The sequence below is a fragment of the Ruegeria sp. CF5 genome, from assembly GCF_056537325.1.
In genome coordinates this window covers 1-18851 of record NZ_JBQFRI010000020.1, presented here as the reverse complement: position 1 = coordinate 18851, position 18851 = coordinate 1, and the positions used below count along the sequence as shown (strand labels likewise).

The 18851-nt window shown below is 57.7% G+C and carries 18 protein-coding genes and 1 pseudogene; 11 read left to right on the top strand and 8 right to left on the bottom strand.

Annotated features, from left to right (window positions below):
- The first annotated feature begins 199 nt into the window (after positions 1–199).
- Positions 200–565 (top strand): cupin domain-containing protein, encoded by a 366-nt coding sequence (locus ACR0NW_RS23765; RefSeq protein ID WP_480453256.1) that lies wholly within the window; start codon positions 200–202, stop codon positions 563–565.
- A gap of 68 nt (positions 566–633) precedes the next feature.
- On the opposite strand, the gene ACR0NW_RS23760 is transcribed toward ACR0NW_RS23765, so the two are convergent.
- The 3 genes from ACR0NW_RS23760 to ACR0NW_RS23750 all read right to left on the bottom strand — a co-directional run bounded on the left by ACR0NW_RS23760 (position 634) and on the right by ACR0NW_RS23750 (position 3578).
- On the bottom strand, positions 634–1668 hold the full coding sequence (locus ACR0NW_RS23760) for a TRAP transporter substrate-binding protein (protein ID WP_480453254.1): 1035 nt from the start codon (positions 1666–1668) through the stop codon (positions 634–636).
- A 66-nt stretch (positions 1669–1734) separates the two neighbouring features.
- Positions 1735–3060, bottom strand: coding sequence for a TRAP transporter large permease (locus ACR0NW_RS23755; protein WP_480453253.1), 1326 nt, complete (start codon positions 3058–3060; stop codon positions 1735–1737).
- Positions 3060–3578 (bottom strand): TRAP transporter small permease subunit, encoded by a 519-nt coding sequence (locus ACR0NW_RS23750; protein ID WP_170657593.1) that lies wholly within the window; start codon positions 3576–3578, stop codon positions 3060–3062. Before ACR0NW_RS23750 ends, ACR0NW_RS23755 begins: the two co-directional genes overlap by 1 nt.
- A gap of 205 nt (positions 3579–3783) precedes the next feature.
- Between ACR0NW_RS23750 and ACR0NW_RS23745 the strand changes: the two genes are divergently transcribed.
- A complete protein-coding gene (locus ACR0NW_RS23745) occupies positions 3784–4620 on the top strand; it encodes a MurR/RpiR family transcriptional regulator (protein ID WP_170657567.1) in 837 nt (278 codons plus the stop codon).
- Between the two features lie 24 nt (positions 4621–4644).
- Here the strand turns inward: ACR0NW_RS23745 and ACR0NW_RS23740 are convergent, their stop codons facing one another.
- The 3 genes from ACR0NW_RS23740 to ACR0NW_RS23730 form a co-directional block, all read right to left on the bottom strand.
- Positions 4645–5577, bottom strand: a complete 933-nt coding sequence (locus tag ACR0NW_RS23740; RefSeq protein WP_480453251.1) for a M48 family metalloprotease — start codon at positions 5575–5577, stop codon at positions 4645–4647.
- Positions 5571–6158 carry a hypothetical protein gene (locus tag ACR0NW_RS23735; RefSeq protein WP_480453249.1) on the bottom strand — a complete coding sequence of 196 codons (588 nt, stop codon included), beginning with the start codon at positions 6156–6158 and terminating at the stop codon, positions 5571–5573. Before ACR0NW_RS23735 ends, ACR0NW_RS23740 begins: the two co-directional genes overlap by 7 nt.
- A gap of 112 nt (positions 6159–6270) precedes the next feature.
- Positions 6271–7350: a helix-turn-helix domain-containing protein gene (locus ACR0NW_RS23730; RefSeq protein WP_480453248.1), complete on the bottom strand. Its 1080-nt coding sequence runs from the start codon at positions 7348–7350 to the stop codon at positions 6271–6273.
- Between the two features lie 310 nt (positions 7351–7660).
- Between ACR0NW_RS23730 and ACR0NW_RS23725 the strand changes: the two genes are divergently transcribed.
- The 9 genes from ACR0NW_RS23725 to ACR0NW_RS23685 all read left to right on the top strand — a co-directional run bounded on the left by ACR0NW_RS23725 (position 7661) and on the right by ACR0NW_RS23685 (position 17425).
- Positions 7661–9196 (top strand): alkaline phosphatase family protein, encoded by a 1536-nt coding sequence (locus tag ACR0NW_RS23725; protein WP_480453246.1) that lies wholly within the window; start codon positions 7661–7663, stop codon positions 9194–9196.
- Positions 9197–9422: 226 nt separating this feature from the next.
- A complete protein-coding gene (locus ACR0NW_RS23720; protein WP_480453244.1) occupies positions 9423–9599 on the top strand; it encodes a periplasmic nitrate reductase, NapE protein in 177 nt (58 codons plus the stop codon).
- Between the two features lie 8 nt (positions 9600–9607).
- The gene (gene napF / locus ACR0NW_RS23715) at positions 9608–10108 is read left to right on the top strand and encodes a ferredoxin-type protein NapF (RefSeq protein ID WP_480453242.1); all 501 of its coding nucleotides are present in this window, start codon (positions 9608–9610) and stop codon (positions 10106–10108) included.
- On the top strand, positions 10101–10361 hold the full coding sequence (locus tag ACR0NW_RS23710) for a chaperone NapD (RefSeq protein ID WP_170657579.1): 261 nt from the start codon (positions 10101–10103) through the stop codon (positions 10359–10361). Before napF ends, ACR0NW_RS23710 begins: the two co-directional genes overlap by 8 nt.
- 21 nt (positions 10362–10382) lie before the next feature.
- The gene (napA, locus tag ACR0NW_RS23705) at positions 10383–12884 is read left to right on the top strand and encodes a periplasmic nitrate reductase subunit alpha (RefSeq protein WP_480453239.1); all 2502 of its coding nucleotides are present in this window, start codon (positions 10383–10385) and stop codon (positions 12882–12884) included.
- 4 nt (positions 12885–12888) lie between these two features.
- Positions 12889–13362, top strand: a complete 474-nt coding sequence (locus tag ACR0NW_RS23700; protein ID WP_170657583.1) for a nitrate reductase cytochrome c-type subunit — start codon at positions 12889–12891, stop codon at positions 13360–13362.
- On the top strand, positions 13362–13994 hold the full coding sequence (locus ACR0NW_RS23695; RefSeq protein WP_480453236.1) for a cytochrome c3 family protein: 633 nt from the start codon (positions 13362–13364) through the stop codon (positions 13992–13994). The genes ACR0NW_RS23700 and ACR0NW_RS23695 overlap by 1 nt, the downstream gene beginning before the upstream one ends.
- 382 nt (positions 13995–14376) lie before the next feature.
- Positions 14377–16116, top strand: coding sequence for a type I secretion system permease/ATPase (locus ACR0NW_RS23690; protein ID WP_480453234.1), 1740 nt, complete (start codon positions 14377–14379; stop codon positions 16114–16116).
- Positions 16109–17425, top strand: coding sequence for an HlyD family type I secretion periplasmic adaptor subunit (locus ACR0NW_RS23685; protein WP_480453232.1), 1317 nt, complete (start codon positions 16109–16111; stop codon positions 17423–17425). Before ACR0NW_RS23690 ends, ACR0NW_RS23685 begins: the two co-directional genes overlap by 8 nt.
- A gap of 290 nt (positions 17426–17715) precedes the next feature.
- On the opposite strand, the gene ACR0NW_RS23680 is transcribed toward ACR0NW_RS23685, so the two are convergent.
- Positions 17716–18693: an HpcH/HpaI aldolase/citrate lyase family protein gene (locus ACR0NW_RS23680; RefSeq protein ID WP_170657591.1), complete on the bottom strand. Its 978-nt coding sequence runs from the start codon at positions 18691–18693 to the stop codon at positions 17716–17718.
- A gap of 47 nt (positions 18694–18740) precedes the next feature.
- Positions 18741–18851, bottom strand: a pseudogene (locus tag ACR0NW_RS23675) (D-glycerate dehydrogenase); the annotation flags it as partial.

Sequence of the window (18851 nt, the reverse complement as noted above, 5' to 3'; positions counted from 1 at the left end):
GCATCACCACCCTGATCGAGGCGCTGATCAACCAGGAACTGGGCGAACCCTTCCGCCGCGACGCCATGAAAAAACCCGTCGCAGTCGCAGGCGTCAGCGCCAACGACATGATCGCCCAGTAAACAATAGGGTTACGGCCTGACAAACAAGCACGCCCTTCAGCTCGGCTGCCGGGCGTGTTTTCTTAAGGAGATGGAAAATGACAACCCATGTCATTGATCTGAACAGCGAAGCACCGATCAAAAGCGAACGGCGTCTTTCGGACCTGCCCGAGAGGGTGGTTGCGGGCGATCCTCACCATCAGGTCGGTATGCATTTCACCAGCCCTGACGGCAAACTTTCTGCCGGTACGTGGACGTCAACGCCGGGAAAATGGCATGCTTTCACTGATAAGGATGAATACTGCTATATCGTTTCCGGGCATTGCGCTTTGATTCACGAGGATGGCACGCGACAGGATTTTCGCGCTGGCGCGTCTTTCATGATTCCGGATGGCTTTCGGGGTTACTGGGAAGTAATTGAGACCACGACCAAGCATTTCGTGATCCGGGATACGTCGAACTGAGTTCCCTGACACTTGCAGACACAGTGTCGAACGCCGCCCAATGTCGAGTCGGGCGGCGTTTCTTTTGATTATCCGTAGCGATACGGGCGCCCGGCTTTTTGCATGACGGCGTTGTACTGTTTGAAGATTTCGACGACCTTTGCCTTTGTGGGGCTTTCCGCCGCGATCTCGTCCCAGAACTTGACGGCCGCCTCTTCGACGGTTGCCCATTCTTCATCCGGAATCGTGGTCAGTTTCAGCTTGTCGCCGTTCACACGCAGCGAGGCCTCGCCGCCCCAGTACCACCACTGGCGGTAATAGTGGGATTGATCCGCGCAAACCTTGAACAGGGTTTTCAGATCATCCGGCAGCTCGTTCCAGCGATCCATGTTGGCAAAGAAGTGGCCCGCCCATGCACCAGAGACGTTGTTGGTCAGGAAGTAGTTTGTCACATCCGCCCAGCCGACGGTGTAATCTTCGGTGATGCCTGACCATGCGATGCCGTCCAACTCGCCCGTCTGCACCGCGACTTCGATGTCTTCCCACGGCAAGGTGACCGGAACGACCCCGAACTGGCTGAGGAAACGGCCCGCCGTCGGGAAGGTAAAGATGCGTTTGCCCTGCAGGTCGGCCAGGCTGTTGATCGGATCCTTGGTGGCAAAGTGGCATGGATCCCAGGCCCCAGCCGAGATGTGTTTCACGCCGACCTTGGAATATTCCTCGTCCCAGATTTCATTCAGACCGTATTGGTTAAATAGCACCGGAACATCGAGGGAATAGCGTGACGCAAACGGGAAATATCCTCCGAAAACAGTAACCTCGGTGGGTGACGCCATCGAGTCATCATCCGATTGCACCGCATCTATGGTGCCGCGTTGCAATGCACGGAACAACTCTTCGGTAGGCACAATCTGATTGGAATAGAAGGTTTCAATCTGCATGCGGTCGCCCGCAATTTCATTGAACATCTTGATCGCAGGGTCCAGAACGTGTTCTGCCAGCGAGGGACCGGCATAGGTCTGCAACCGCCAGGTGATGGTCCCCTGTGCCAGTGCCGGCGTTGCCAGTGCGGCGGCAGCGGGCGCTGCGGCGGCCCCTTTGATAAACTTGCGTCTTGTCGTCATACTCTCTCTCCCAAATGGTTGACGTGTTTTGAATGCTCTCCGTTTTTGCCCCGGTTTTTTCCGGGGTCACTTGTTGTAGATGTATTCGGGTAACCACAGCGCGATCTGTGGAAAGGTCATTATGATTGCCAGGGCCAGCGCCATGACCATCACGAACGGCAGGATCGAGCCATAGATGTCCCGCAATGTGATCTCGGGCGGGGCCATGGCGCGCATCAGGAACAGATTGTAGCCGAATGGCGGGGTCATATAGGCGATCTGCGTGGTGATGGTGTACAGCACACCATACCAGATCAGATCGAAACCCAGCGCCTTGACCAGCGGGACATAAAGCGGGGCAACGATCACCAGCATGGCGGTATCGTCCAGAAACGTGCCCATCAGAATAAAGCTGAGCTGCATCAGGATCAGGATCAGCCAAGGATCCAGTCCCAGCCGTTCAGTAAACAGGTTCTCAATCGCCTTGACTGCGCCCAGCCCGTCGAACACGGCTCCAAAGGCCAGCGCGGCGAGGATGATCCACATGAACATGCAGGTAATGCCCAGCGTGGACCGCACAGAGGTCTCAAACACGGCGCGCGTCATCCGGCCCTTCAATACGGCAGCCATGAAAGCGGTCAGCGCCCCGATCGCCGAGCTTTCCACCAGCGAGGTCCAGCCATTCACGAACGGCACCATCATGGCGGCAAAGATAGCCAAAGGCAGCAGGCCCGCACGCAGGAGGGCCAGTTTTTCCGACATCGGCACATCACGCTCTTCCGCAGGCAGGGCGCGGCCCAGATCGGGATTTATGCGGCAGCGGATGGCGATATAGAGGATGAACATCGTAGCCATCATCAGGCCCGGAACCACTCCGGCCAGCCACAGTTGTCCCACGGGCTGCCGCGCGATCATTGCGTACAGAACCAGTACAACGGATGGCGGCACGAGAATGCCCAAAGAGGACCCGGCCTGAATAACGCCTGTCACCATTCTTTTGTCATAACCGCGCTTCAATAGCTCTGGCAGGGCAATGGTCGCGCCAATGGCCATTCCTGCAACGCTCAATCCGTTCATCGCAGATATGAGAACCATCAGACCGATCGTGCCAATGGCCAAACCTCCGTTCAGGCCACCCATCCAGACGTGGAACATCTTATAAAGATCGTCCGCGATTTTGGATTCCGACAGGACATACCCCATGAAGATGAACATCGGCAGCGTCAGCAGCGGATACCATTTCATCAGCTTCACCGCGGCGGCAAAGCCTAAATCATACCCACCCCGGTCCCCCCAAAGCAGCAGGGAAAACACTACGGCGACAAAACCGATGGCACCAAAGACCCGCTGGCCCGTCAGCAACATCAGCATCATGGTTGAAAACATGATTGTGGCGATCAGCTCGTAAGACATCAGATCACCTCTCGTGGGATATCTTCACCGCGTATGCGCATGATATCCTTGCATAGTTCGGATACAGCCTGCAGCAGCATCAGCCCTAACCCAAACAGCATGATCGTCTTGATGGGCCACAGATAGGGTCGCCACGCCGTGGGGCTGCGTTCGCCGTATTGCAGGGAATAGCTCAGCGAATCCCAACCGCCATAGATCAGGACAGCGATATAGAAGATCAGGAACAGAACGGTGAAGGCATCCGTCCAGGCCCGCCGTTTGCTGGACCATTCACCGTAGAGCAGATCCATCCGCACGTTCGATCCCATCTGGATCGAATATGGTCCGCCAAGAATATAGTAGGCGACCATGGCGAATTGCGCGACCTCCAGCGTCCATAAGGATGGCAGGAAAAAGGTCTTTGAAATTGACGACCACAGCAGGATGCCCATCATCACGAAGATGCCGTACATCACGATGCGGCCAATCCAGCGGTTCATCCCGTCAACGATCCGGATGTATCTCCGCATCAGGTTCATGCCTGTTTCCCTGTAGTCGTGACCACCTATCAGCCGGAGGCGGTTCATTGATCTTGCCGGCGCAAAGCGTGCCGTCTTTCACATTGGGAGCAGCCAGCCCCCGCTTGTCAACAAATTCTCTGTAGACAAGGCTACATTAGTTCATACTCTGTAACAAAAGCTAGAAAAGAGGCCGTGCGTGATAACCAGCCGTCTGGTCAAACAAATGCTGCAGGATGAGATCGACGGGCTGACTCGGTCCGAGCGCCAGCTGGCCTCGGTCCTGTTGCAGGACTATCCGATGGCCGGTCTGCAATCGATCACCAAGCTGGCTGCAGCCGCACGTGTTTCGACCCCAACTGTGATCCGCATGGCACGAAAGCTGGGTTTCCACGGGTTCCCGGACCTGCAGGAAGCGCTGCGTGAGGAGGTTGCGGCCCAGATCAAAAAGCCGATCTCGAAACGGGACGCTTGGGTGGTGGACGATACTGCCGAACACGCGCTAACGCGGTTCGCTCAGGCCGTCTGGACCAACATGCGCCATACGCTGGAACGTGTGGACACAGCCATGTTCGACGAAGTTGCCCGTTTGATGGCGGATACCAGCCGTCCTCTTTATGTCGTTGGCGGGCGCATAACCCGGTCAAATGCCGATTATCTTTATAACCACATGCAGATCATCCGCCCCAACGTGACGATGATGAGCAACTCCAGCAATGTCTGGCCGCAGTATCTGCTGGACATGGATCGGACGTCGGTTCTGGTGGTGTTCGATATCCGCCGCTACGAGGCGCATCTGGAAAAGCTCGCCCGGATTGCTTCGGAACGTGGTGCTAAGGTGGTTCTGTTTACGGATCAGTGGGGTTCGCCCATCGGCCGTTGCGCCGATTTCACCTTTCACGGATTGGTCGAGGCGCCTTCAAGCTGGGATTCCACGATTTCGCTGCAATTGATTTCCGAGGCGCTGATTGCGCAGGTGCAGGATTCCCGATGGGAGGAAAGCAAAGAGCGGATCGAGGAACTGGAAGCGATGTTTTCGTCCACCCGGCTGTTTCGGGGTTAGGATGATCAGGCAGATACCGATGGCTTAGTCCGAAGGGCAGGCCGTGGCCAATCGGCTTTCCGGCCAGTCCCGTTCGAGTGTCAGTGGCATCAGGGACAACATCCCGTCATCATCAATCAGTTCTGCCAGATCTGCGACCATCATGCCAATTTCGGTGGCCAGCTGCATTTCTCGTTCCGGGTCCTGTTCGCCATGGGAAAAGGCCATCGGATCAGTGACAATCCGTTCCGCAAGGCGGCTAATTCGCTCGGGGGATACCGGGTGCGTGCTGGCATCGCGCGCGGTGCCGCCGATCGGATCCTGCCACCAGGCCGCCATGTAATACCAGAACACCCCCATAGGCAGTCCCCCCAGGCGTGAGAAATGATCCAGCGCGAATTCATCGGCTGCGATTTCCTGTGCCTGACTGTCCTGGCCACTCAGACCCGGCTGATGGTTTAGCATGATGTGGCCAAGTTCGTGCGCAAGGATGAACTGCAAGCCGGAACTGACGATCTTGCCCGATACGTTAAAGGTGAACGGATCGGCAAAGGCGGTGTCCCGGTCGATCTGAAACGCGCGCAGAGGCGAGGGCAGGGGCCGTCCCTGTCGGAGTTTGGCCCAGAGATAGGCCTGCAGTGCGGCCGGGTCGCAGCCTTTGCTTTCGATCCATGCAAATAGCGTTGCCACATCGTCAAAGAAACGAATGGATTCCAAGGGCATATAGATCACGCCTTCGGCCGGGTCGGCGAAAAACGCCAGCGGTGATGGCCCGCGATCCGGAAATTCCAGCCGGACCCGCGCCGCGCGGGGGCGATCCGCGCGTGGCAGGTTGCCAACGATATCGTCGTTGAACACGCGGATGATGTCAGGTGTGGCACGTTCGAACGTATGGCGGCGCTCGTCCTCGGTATAAAGCTGGGCTCCGGCCTGAGAGGCCAGCGTCAGAAGAGAAACGAAGGCGGCGACTTTCAGCACAGTGGATGAACCTCCTCCCAGACCTCAAGCACGATGTCGTTGGGGGCAGGGGTGCCGCCGGTGCGCACCCAGTCGGCAAAGGTTACCGGATCGCCCCAGTCGTCCTGCCAAAGGTCCCGGATCAGCGTCAGTTTGATCTCGGCAATATCATCGGATGTCCGTTGGCCAAGATCCTTGCCCCGAAGGGCGCAATTCACGCTGCGCAGACGCCGTTGGGTTATGGCTGCGTCATACCCGGTATTCGTGCCGGTCGCGGTTCGGCTTGAGCCCACGAAATTGCCGGTTGTCAGGGTTGCCGCCTCTTGTCCTGCGGTCGCCTGGATTGATGCGTCATCGGGTGTCACCTGACCAACCTGAATCGGATGCTCCAGAGAAACCCACGCATAGCCGATGATGGCAAGCAGGACGAATACCGGCGTCGAAAACGCGACTGACCCGGCCAGTCCGAAGTGTTCGTTTTGAGAGATATTGATCTTCTGGATGGTTCTCCAAAATCCGATCATCACCACAAGCGCCACAAGAATGACGACGGCGGTCAAAGTCAGACGTTCAGCAATGCGAAACAAAATGATCGAGTCCATGGGACCCCATTAAATGAGTTTACCTTAGGTAATGTTCCGGGAAAACGCCGAGTCGATCAAGGGTGGGTCCGTTTTCCCCGTCTCGGCGCGGATTTCGGGCAGGTGCTACACCTTATACAGAGGCGGTCCAGACTCGGTAGCGGCCTTGCCCGGTGATCTCTCGGATCAGGCCACGTTGCGAAAGTTTGTCCAGATTGCGCTGAACCGCGGCCCGGGACGCGCCTGTCAGTTCCTCTGCCAGCGGGGCGGTAATCATGGGCCAAGCGGTCAGAACCTCAATCAGTGCAGGCGGCGTGCGTCCGGACAAATCGCGCGTTTCTTCAACTGCGCGATCATGCCAGGTGCTGACCCTGTCGATCAGCAATAGCGCCGCCAGGGTCGCCTGTGCGGCGCCTGTGTACCAGGCGTTCAGTTTTTGCTCGGCCGTGCCCATGCCCCTCAGCGCGCCGGGCCCGGAAAAGCAGACCGGCATGAAAAGCGCACCGCCTCGGCCCGCGGAGGCGCCGTGGCGCGCGGCCAAAACGGCCGCTTCTGCGTCGTTTGACATCCCCTGACCAAGTGCCCGCCACGCATGAAATATCATCGCAGATTGCGTCATTGGATGGAGGTGGGCCGCCGATGTTGTCACATCAGACAGATCGCTGACGGCTTCGGGGACTTCGTGTCCGGCAGGTGTTGTTCGGCCGAGAAAAGCGGATAATCCGTCTTCCCATCCGCCCGCATTGGGGGCAGCGCCGGATGTCAGGCGGCGCACAGCCCATCCCGCACGGGCCAGCGCCAATGTGTCGTCTCCGGTCGCACCCAACCGCAGGCCGATCCACAAGGCCAATCGTTCGGCGCTGATGCGATCTCCGGTCCACCAGCCAAGATCGGCAACTTCGAGCAATGCCAGCCTGTGCCGCCAACCTTCGGGCCCTGAGCGCATCCGTTCGTCCAGCATGCCGAATGTCAGCGCCAGGTCCGCCAGCTCCGCCGACAGGGAATCCTGCGCTGCTCGCCACTCTGCCGGGTTGAACAAGGGTGTTGCAGCCCCTGTTCGCAGCAGAGGCATCGGACCTTCTTCTTCGGTTTCGTCCAGTGGGGGAAGAAACCACAGATCATCTTCTTCCGGAGGATTGGTGTCATAGATACTGGCAGTCAGATCCTCGAACTCTTCCCCATCGGTACCCAGCAATTTCTTTCCGCCGCTCATAACGCGTATTCACAGCCATTTTGGGGTGTCATTCAAGGGCCAAGTCCGGTTTCATGCATCGTGCTTTCGCATATTTTCTGCTTGTCGGTTGTCTGGTCGAGGAATTTGGTTGGTGCAGAGCATGAGATATTGTGGATGTGGTGGCGCGAAAACGCCGTGAACACAGCATTTCCCCAAAATATTTTGCCCAAAGACAACAAAAGCACCCATATCATCACTTAAAATGGTCAAAGCTCCATAAATTGTTGCGTTTCTCTGTTGGGCGGGACAAAGTCTGGCCTGGGTCGAATACTTGGAATCGGGTGCAGATATGCCGCAGACCAGAAATGTCCTGTTCATCATCATAGACCAACTGCGGGCAGATTGTCTGGCCGGCGCGCTGGCAGATCAGGTCGCGTTGCCGAACCTGAGGGCGTTCATGAAAGACGCCGTGTCCTTCAATCGGCATTTTTCTGTAACAAATCCGTGCGGGCCGTCGCGGGCATCGCTGCTGACGGGGCAATATGCCATGAACCATCGTTCGGTTCGCAACGGTACACCGTTGCGCCATGACACGCCAAACATCGCGACCGAGATGCGCAAGGCCGGGTATCTGCCCATGCTGTTTGGGTATACCGACACGTCCGCTGACCCACGGGTTCACGATGCCAACGATCCGGCCCTGAAATCCTATGAGCAGCCGATGGTCGGGTTTCACGAAATCACCGAGATGAGGCTGGAGGAGTCCTTTCCGTGGCAATCGCACCTGATGCGCAAGGGTTATGACTTTGAAACCTATTGGGATGTTTACAAGCCAACGTCGACGGATGGGGGTGCGCGCAAGCTGAACGGCCCGGCGCTTTATGCGGCGGAAGACAGCGATACCGCCTTTCTGACCGACGCGTTTCTGGACAACATCGTTGCCTTTCACAAGCAGAACTGGTTCGCCCATCTGACCTATATTCGTCCGCATCCGCCCTTGGTTGCACCAGCGCCATACAACGACATGTATGATCCGGCGGATATCCCTTTGCCGACACGCTTGCCGTCGCCGGGGGACGAGCAGGCGGTGCATCCGTTCTTTGGCCCGACGATGGATAGCTATGAGGCGCGGGATTTCGTGGAGGGCTTTGGTGAGGTCGAGCCAACGGACGAAAACATCCGAACCTTGCGCGCGGTCTATCTGGGTCTGGCGACCGAGGTGGACCATCACATTGGTCGTGTCGTGGCATATCTGAAAGATAGCGGTCAGTATGACAACACCTTGATCGTGATCACTGCCGATCACGGAGAGATGCTGGGCGATCGCCATTCCTGGGGTAAAATGACCGTCTATGATGCAGCATACCGAACGCCGCTTATAATACGGGTGCCGGGCAATCAGGAACAGGCTGGCTCCGAGGTGAATGCACCAACGGAATCCATCGACATAACGCCTACTATTCTGGATTGGGTGGGGCAGGGCATTCCCAATTCCATGGACGGCAGGTCGTTGATGCCCTTGCTCACAGGGGAAACGCCTGACGACTGGCGGGGGTATTCCTTTAGCGAACTGGATTTTTCAGAACCCGAGGCCCCGACAAAGTGGCAGCGCGATCTGGGCACGGACAATAACGATTCCTGCCTGAGCATCCTGCGCGACGAGCGATTTACGCTAGTTGAATTCGCGGCTGACCTTCCCCCGATGCTGTTCGACCATCATGGGCAGGGCGAGATGGAAAACGTTGCTGGAAATCCGGAATATGCGGCAGATCTCGCGCGGCTGGGCCGACAAATGCTGCGGCACCGGATGCGAAACACGGACCACACATTATCCTTGTATTCGATCACGCCGAATGGTGCCAAGCTACGCCAAAGATTCGAATGAGCCATGCGTGGATGTCTTGTTCCGGAAATTCCCGCAACGTCCGGCAAAGGTGAAGAACATTTAACAAAAACATGTGGGTGAGATAAATGTTCAACCTTTCAACAGGTTAGGTTAGTCCCGGAATCGGCGACCGGTATGATGGCCGGTTGTTGGGTTTGGCGGCGTAGACAGGTTGATTTTCGCTGGCTAAGCTCAATCACAGCGAACGAGAATGGAGGCGCTTGCCATGTCGGACGGTATGCCTGCCACATCTGAGCCAACCCAAAGCTCTCAGGGTGATGAGCGTACAGCATTCCTGCTGCTAGCGGTCTTCCTTGCCCCGGCTCTGGCGGTTGCGATCGTGGGCGGATGGGGTTTTCTAATCTGGATGCTGCAGATCATAAACGGCCCCCCGGCTGGCTAGAGGCTTGAATGAACGACCAGCTGACAGCCCGTGCTGAACGCCAGTCAAAGTTCCGCAGATCGGATTTGCAGCGCCCGCCCTGGGCCACTGAGATTGCAATCCGAAAACAGTGCACCGGCTGCGGAGACTGCATCAGGAAATGTCCGGAGAACATCCTGTTTTCCGCCTATGCCGGAACGCCCGCCTTGGATTTCAATGCAGGTGAGTGCACCTTTTGTGGCGCGTGTGCCGAGGCTTGTAACGAAGACGTGTTCGCGCCGGTAAACCAGACTCCCTGGGACGTGATTGCAGTCATTCAACCGGGTTGCATGCTGGAACATGGCATAGGATGCCAGTTGTGCACCGACAGCTGTGATCAGACGGCACTGCGACTTGATCTGTCTCAACGTCCTGTGGGCCGGATCGTGGTTGATACAGAATCCTGCTCGGGCTGCGGTGCTTGCCTGCCGGTATGTCCGGTGGGTGCCATCAGCGTCCGCGCGCCAACGCAAGGGTTGCCAAATGGCTGAATTGGAACATATCTCGAGCTTGATGGTGCTGGCCGACCCGGATCAACTGGATTCGGTTGTTGCCGAGATTCAGAAAATTCCGGTCGCGGAAACGCCTGCCATCGATCCGACAGGCAAGATCATTGTCACGCTTGTTACGCCAAGCGAGACCGAAATCGTAAACTACCTGAACCAGTTAAACCTGATCGACGGCGTCGCGAGCGCCTCGCTGGTTTATCATCAAACAGAAACAGACCCAGAAATCTTGGCTTAACCGCCGGAACCGGAGGATTTCATGACCCAAGTTACCAGACGTGATGTCATCAAGGCGCAGGCCGTGGCGGCCGCTGCCGCAGCGGCGGGCATTCCGATCCCCGCAGCGGCACAGAACCTTGTTACCGACGCGCAACTGACCGACCTGAAATGGTCCAAGGCCCCCTGCCGCTTCTGCGGCACAGGCTGTTCGATCATGGTCGCCACCAAGGCAGGCCGTGTCGTCGCCTCTCACGGGGATGCCGAGGCCGAAGTGAACCGTGGCCTGAACTGTGTCAAAGGCTATTTCCTGTCCAAGATCATGTACGGCAAGGACCGGCTGACCCAGCCGCTGCTGCGCAAGAAGGATGGCGTTTTCGACAAGGACGGCGATTTCGAGCCGGTCTCGTGGGACGAAGCCTTCGATATCATGGCCGAAAAATGGAAAAAGACACTGGCCGAGAAAGGCCCCAAAGGCATCGGCATGTTCGGCTCGGGCCAGTGGACTGTCTGGGAAGGCTACGCCGCATCCAAGCTGATGAAGGCGGGTTTCCGTTCGAACAACATCGATCCCAACGCGCGGCACTGCATGGCGTCCGCTGTGGGCGGCTTTATGCGGACCTTCGGCATCGACGAACCGATGGGCTGCTACGATGATTTCGAGAACGCGGATGCCTTCGTGCTCTGGGGTTCGAACATGGCCGAGATGCACCCGATCCTGTGGACCCGTATCGCCGACCGCCGGTTCAGCCACCCGCACGTTCAGGTGGCCGTCCTGTCGACCTTCCAGCATCGCAGCTTTGATCTGGCCGACATCCCGGCGATTTTCACACCGCAGACCGATCTGGTGATGCTGAACTATATCGCCAACTACATCATCCAGAATGGCGCGGTGAACGAAGATTTCGTTTCCAAACACGTGAATTTCCGCAAGGGCGTCACCGATATCGGCTATGGCCTGCGCGACGACCACCCGCTGCAACAGGCCGCCGCCAACCCGAACTCAGGCGCGTCCGAAGAGATGACGTTTGAGGAATTCGCCGAATTCGTTTCGGAATACACGTTGGAAAAAGCGGCCGAGATGTCGGGTGTTCCGGCCGATACCCTGGAAAAGATCGCAAAGCTTTATGCTGATCCGGATACCAAGGTCATGTCTCTGTGGACCATGGGCGTGAACCAGCACACCCGCGGTGTCTGGGTCAACAACATGATCTACAACATCCACCTGCTGACCGGCAAGATTTCAACGCCCGGTAACTCGCCGTTCTCGCTGACAGGTCAGCCCTCGGCCTGTGGTACCGCGCGCGAGGTTGGCACATTCTCGCACCGTCTGCCCGCCGACATGGTTGTCGTGAACCCTGAGCACCGAGCCATTGCGGAAAAGATCTGGAAACTGCCCGAGGGCACTGTGCCCGATTGGAACGGCGCGCATGCGGTGGTGCAGAACCGCAAACTGAAAGATGGCGAGATCAACTGCTACTGGGTGCAGGTCAACAACAACATGCAGGCCGCGCCGAACATGATGGAAGAGGGGCTGCCGGGTTACCGCAACCCCGACAACTTCATCGTGGTATCCGACGCCTATCCGACCGTAACAGCCGAGGCCGCCGACCTGATCCTGCCTGCCGCCATGTGGGTCGAAAAGGAAGGTGCATATGGCAACGCCGAGCGCCGCACCCAGTTCTGGTATCAGCTGGTCGACGCGCCGGGCGAGTCCAAGTCGGACCTGTGGCAGCTGGCCGAATTCTCCAAACGGTTCACCACCGATGAAGTCTGGCCCGCCGAGCTTTTGGATGCCAACCCCGAATACAAGGGCAAGACCCTGTTCGAAGTGCTCTTTGCCAATGGTCAGGTCGATCAGTTTGAGCTGACCGAAAAGGCCATTGAATACGGCAACCACGAATCCGAAGATTTCGGCTTCTACATCCAGAAGGGCCTGTTCGAGGAATACGCCGAATTCGGGCGTGGCAAGGCCCACGATCTTGCGCCGTTCGATACCTATCACGAAATTCGCGGCCTGCGCTGGCCCGTTGTGGACGGCAAGGAAACCCAGTGGCGCTTCAAGGAAGGGTATGATCCTTACGTGACGCCGGGCGCGGATTTCGAATTCTACGGCAAGCCGGATGGCAAGGCTGTGATCTTTGCCCTGCCGTTCGAACCCGCACCCGAAACCCCGGACGAGGAATATCCGTTCTGGCTGGCAACGGGCCGTGTGCTGGAACACTGGCATTCGGGTTCGATGACCCAGCGAGTGCCCGAACTGCACAAGGCAATTCCTGACGCGCTGGTTTATATGCATCCCGACGATGCCAAAGCCATGGGCGTGCGCCGCGGCTCGGCGGTCAAGGTGGAATCGCGCCGTGGCAACATCGTCAGCCGGGTCGAAACCCGTGGCCGGAACAAGCCGCCCAAGGGGCTGATATTCGTGCCGTGGTTCGATGCGCGTCAGCTGATCAACAAGGTCACGTTGGACGCGACCGATCCTCTGTCGAAACAGACCGATTTCAAGAAATGCGCGGTCAAGATCGTACCGGTGGGAGTATAAGGACATGAAACGTCAGACAGCTTTGATCGCCGCCATTCTGGCGACAGCCATCGGCGGTGCCGCACTTGCCCAACAATCGGTGGCTACTTTGCGGGGGGGCACCCCGTTGGCCGACAATGCCGAACCGCCGTCGATTGCCGGTGTGGTGAATTCTGATCTGCGGCAGGTCCGCAACTATCCTGAGCAACCGCCGCTGATCCCCCACAAGATTGACGGCTATCAGATCGACCTGCATGCCAACAAATGCCTGACCTGCCACAGCCGTGCCGCGATTGAGGTCAGTCAGGCCCCCATGGTGTCGATCACTCACTTCATGAGCCGGGACAATCAGTTCCTCGCATCAGTCACCCCGCGCAGATATTTCTGCAACCAGTGCCACGTCGTGCAGTCCGACGCCCGGCCTCTGGTGGAAAACGGCTTTGTCGATATCGACTCGGTTCTTGAATACGTTCAGAGCCAGCAGGGGGGCACCGACTGATGCTGGGATTCGTCAAGCGTATCTGGGGTGTCATACGGCGCCCCAGCGTCCACTATTCGCTGGGTTTCCTGACTATGGGCGGATTTGTGATGGGCGTCATTTTCTGGGGTGGTTTCAACACCGCCCTGGAACTGACCAATACCGAAGAGTTCTGCACCAGTTGCCACGAAATGCGTGACAACGTGTTTGTCGAACTCAAGCCCACGATCCACTATTCAAACCGCTCCGGTGTGCGGGCCACCTGTCCGGATTGCCACGTGCCCCATGAATGGACCAACAAGATTGCGCGCAAGATGCAGGCCAGCAAAGAGGTCTGGGGCAAAATCTTTGGTACCATCAACACCCGCGAGAAGTTTCTGGAAAAGCGCATCGAACTGGCCCAGCACGAGTGGGCGCGGCTTGAGGCGAATGACTCGCTGGAATGCCGCAACTGTCATTCGGCGGAATCGATGGACATCACGCGCCAGAGCGCCCGTGCCGCCGAAGCGCATGAGCGGTTTTTATTCACGGGCGAAAAGACCTGCATCAACTGTCACAAGGGTATTGCCCACCAGTTGCCTGACATGAGCCACGCTTCACTGAACATCGCGCCGGCCAAAACGGCGGAACTGGCAACCTATCTGGACCAGTAACGCCTCACTAGTGTGACCCGCAGGATTCGGCCGCCAAGCTTGTCAAAGCTGGCGGCCTTTTCTGTTCCGTCATGCGGATTTTGGCCCAATCACCGCTCATTCGGCGACTCGGCGCGCATCGTGCCCAATGCTGTGCCCCAAGTGGGGCAGTGGGTGCATGGCTGCACCTGCCCGATGACGTAACCATTTGGAATCTGGTCAATGTCGGCTGGCTATCCAATGTTCTTTCTCTTAGGTGTTCGGCTGAGTCACAGGGATTTAAGAAGACAAGGTGGGCGGTATCTTGCTAGTGTCGGCCCAAATTCTAAGTGGGGACCTTAAGTGCGGCGGCGGAACAGTTTAAACGAGCCACGCTGAAAGCAGACGGAGCAGCCCAGGCCCAATGAAAAACAAAACCGCAAATCGACCCAGCAATGAGTTGGGGACTGCCCGAAATCACGGCATGCGATTTATTGGGCTGGCGTTCCTGTTCAGCATTTTCGTGAATCTGCTGATGCTGACTGGACCCCTGTTCATGCTGCAGGTTTACGACCGCGTTCTGGGGTCACGGTCGTTTGAAACGCTGACGGCGCTTTTTATACTCGTCGCGCTTTTGTATCTTCTGATGGCGATGCTGGATTATGCGCGCGGCCGGATCGTGGCCCGGTTTGGGGCGCGATTCCAGTCGGAACTTGATGAGCGGGTCTTTAACGCGACGCTGCTTCAGTCCGTTCACCCTCATGCCCGCTCGGCACCCGCCATGGCTCTGCGGGATCTGGAATCGATTCAGGCACTGTGCTCGTCACCGGTACTGCTGGCCGTGATGGACGTTCCGTGGACGCCGTTCTTTCTGGCGGCGATTTTTATCTTCCATCCCATGTTGGGTTGGCTGGCCGTTGGTGGCGGCGTGTTGCTTGTCATCATCGCCCTTCTGAACCAGGCTTTGACGCGTAACAGGGTTGCCGCTGCCAAGGTTGCATCGGCGCGCGCCAATGCGTTTTCCGAACAAGCCCGGCAAGGGGCCGAAGTGGTGCGGTCACAGGGGATGCAGAATGCTGTCACTGCGCGATGGCTTGTTCAGCGTACAGATGCTCTCAGGCAAACGATCGCTGCAAGTGACTGGACCGGTAGCTTTACGGCACTGACGAAATCACTGCGATTGTTCTTGCAATCGGCCATGCTGGCACTGGGTGCTTATCTTGTTCTGAAGAACGAAATGACCGGCGGTGCAATGATTGCAGGTACGATCCTGCTGGGCCGCGCGTTGGCGCCGATCGAACAGGCAATCGGTCAGTGGGCGATGATCGAACGGGCGCAATCCGCGTGGAAGTCGCTCAACAAATTCCTTGATTCAGTGCCGCCGGAAGACAAGCGCACAAAGCTGCCGGTGCCCGAAGCTCAGGTGAAAGTACAAAGTTTGACGGTGATCCCGCCCGGTGCGTCCGCGCCCACCCTGCGAAATGCGAATTTCAAGCTTGCTCCGGGCGAGGCGCTTGGTGTGATCGGAAAAAGTGGATCCGGGAAAACCACGCTGGCCAAAGCGCTGTTGGGACTTTGGCCTGCTGCTGCCGGAGAGATCCGGCTTGGGGGCGCAACATTGGATCAATACGATCCGGTCGATCTGGGCAGTCACATCGGATACCTGCCGCAGCAGGTGACGCTGTTTAACGGAACGGTTGCCGAAAACATCGCCCGTCTGTCCCAGAACCCGGACCCGGATGACGTTGTTGCCGCCGCCAAAAAGGCAAACGCGCATGAGCTGATCCTGACCCTTGAGAAAGGGTATGACACGTTTCTTGAGGGTAACGACAGCCAGCTGTCCGGCGGACAAAAACAAAGGATCGCATTGGCCCGCGCGCTGTATGGTGAGCCGGTTCTGCTGATCCTCGACGAACCGAACTCGGCCTTGGATGCGGATGGGACCGAAGCGTTGAATGCGGCGGTGCGTGAACTCAAGGCAGCGGGCAAGGCGGTGATCATCATGACACACCGCCCGCAGGCCATTTCCGAATGTGACAGCCTTGCCGTGGTCGAGCGTGGCCAGATCGTCAAGCTGGGCAGCCGCGATGAAGTTCTCAGTTCGATGGTCCAGAACGCCGGAGTCATCAAACGCCAGTTCGGCAAAGGAGGCACCGATGGCTGATTTATCGACGCGACCGGCGCGGCCTGCCTGGAACGCAAATTTTCCCACGATCGTAGGGTTTGTCGCCCTGGCAATTCTGGTTGGTGGTCTTGGGATATGGAGCACGCAAACACAGCTGGCCGGGGCCATTGTGTCCTCGGGTGTGGTCGAAGTGCAAAGCAACCGTCAGGTGGTGGAACACCCCGATGGTGGTGTTGTGGGTGAAATTTATGTCCGCGATGGGGACAGGGTCGCCGAAGGCGATTTGCTGCTGAAACTTGACGCCACTTTCCTGTCTTCGGAAAACGCCATTGTCGAAAGCCAGCTGTTCGAGCTGCTGGCCCGCAAAGTGCGCCTTGAGGCCGAGCGGGACGGAATTGGCGAAACCGAGCTCGATGATCGTTACGCCCAGTTGATCGAGCAGGAAAGCGGCACCAAAGATTTGATCGAAGGCCAGCGCAGCCTGTTTGTGGCCCGCAAGGAAACCCTTGCGAAGCAGTCCGAGCAGTTGCAGGAGCAACGCATTCAGATCGAAAGCGAAATCAAGGGCACTGAGGCGCAGCTTGTTTCGCTGACGCGGCAGGTCGAATTGATCACGGATGAGCTTGAGGATCAGCAGGATCTTCTGTCACGCGGGCTGACCCAAACCAGTCGCGTTCTGGCCCTGCAGCGGGAAGAGGCCGGTCTGAACGGTGAAATCGGGCGGCTTGAAGCCACGGTGGCACGGCTCAAAGGTGAGATTGCGACGACGGAAATCGAGATACTGGAACTGGCCGCAAAACGTCGCGAAGAAGCCATCACCACGCTCAGAGACATTCAGTTCCAGCTGACCGAGCTGTTCGAGCGCCGTTTGACGTTGACCGAACGTCTGTCGCGTTTGGATATTCGGTCACCCGTAACCGGCGTGGTTTACGGCAGCCAGGTCTTTGCGGTGCAATCAGTCATTCAGCCGGCAGAGCCCATGATGTATGTGGTGCCGCAGGACACGCCGCTGTTGGTTGCGGCTAGGGTCGATGCCATCCACATTGACCAGGTCTTTGTCGGCCAGCCGGTGCAATTGCGGTTCCCAGCGTTTAATCAGCGCGAAACCCCGGAACTGGAAGGTGAGGTATTCAACGTCTCGGCGGATGCCTTTACGGACGAGAATTCCGGGTTTTCGTACTATCGTGCCGAAGTTGTCATGGACGACAGCGAGCTTGCCAAGTTGAACGGTCAGGCCCTTCTGCCCGGTATGCCGGTGGAAACGCTGCTAAAAACCGACGAACGCACGCCTTTGACATATCTCACCAAACCGCTGACGGATTACTTTACCAAAGCCTTCCGTGAATGATGCGGGCAGGAAACAGGACGCGCAAATCTTGTTGGCATGAGCTCAGCGCAATCCGACTATTCCGCATCGGCAATTCTCGGAGCGGTCACAATCAGGTATTTCCCGGCAAACTTAACGTTCCTGGGGGAAGGTTTTGATGCCACAGATTGTGAAAGAGCTTGTGGGCTTGCTGGCGCTGGTCGGCGCAGCCGCACTGGCAGTGGGTTCCTATTCGGTTTTGGTCGCGCTGTAAGCAACGACCGGTTTTAGACAGTGGGACGCAGGGATACCCGGCGTCCCACCCGGACCAATCAGGCCGCCGCGATCTGGTCTGCTTTCTGCACCAGAACCTCGGCCTGACGGATTGAGGCATAGTCGATCAGGCGACCATCGAGAGACACGGCGCCCTTTCCGGCAGCTTCGGCTTCGGACATGGCAACAAGGATGCGTTGTGCCTTGGTCACTTCGGCCTCGGATGGCGACATGACCTCGTTCGCAAGCGCAACCTGACTGGGGTGGATCGCCCACTTGCCTTCACAGCCCAGTACGGCGGCGCGCTTTGCGGCTGCACGATATCCATCAGGATCCTGAAAATCACCAAACGGGCCGTCGATCGGGCGCAGACCGTTGGCGCGCGCGGCAACAACCATTCGGGCCAGCGCATAGTGCCACATGTCACCCCAGTGTGTCGCGCGATTGCTGTCCGCGTCCGGATCGGTCAGGACAGAATAGTCCGGATTCACACCGCCGATGATCGTGGTACGCGCGCGGGTTGAGGCGGCGTAATCCGCAACACCGAAATGCAGGCTTTCGTTGCGTTTCGAGGCCGCCGCGATCTCGCCCACATTCTGCATGCCAAGCGCGGTTTCAATGATGTGTTCGAACCCGATCCGCTTTTTGTAGCCTTTGGCGTCCTCGATCTGGGTGACCATCATGTCGACGGCGTAGACGTCAGCGGCGGTACCCACCTTGGGGATCATGATCAGATCAAGCCGCTCGCCGGCCTGCTCGACCACATCAACCACATCGCGGTACATGTAATGGGTGTCCAGCCCGTTGATGCGTACGGACATGGACTTGTTGCCCCAGTCAATGTCGTTCAGCGCCTCAATAATGTTCTTGCGCGCCTGTTCCTTTTCGTCCGGTGCAACGGCGTCTTCCAGATCAAGGAAAATGACGTCCACGTCCGATTTCGCGGCCTTTTCGAACATTCCGGGCTGGCTGCCGGGGACGGCCAGTTCGCTGCGGTTCAGGCGGGCGGGGGCCTGTTCGATCGAATAGAAGCTCATGATCAGTTCCTAAGTCAGTGGTTGGGTTTAGGCGTTCGTTCGACGGGTCAAATCACTCTGTCTTGTGGTTTTTTGCCGTTGAAGAATTGGTTGAGGTTTTTGATGACGCGGAATCCCATAGCTTCGCGGGCCTCGCGTGTTGCGCTTCCGAGATGGGG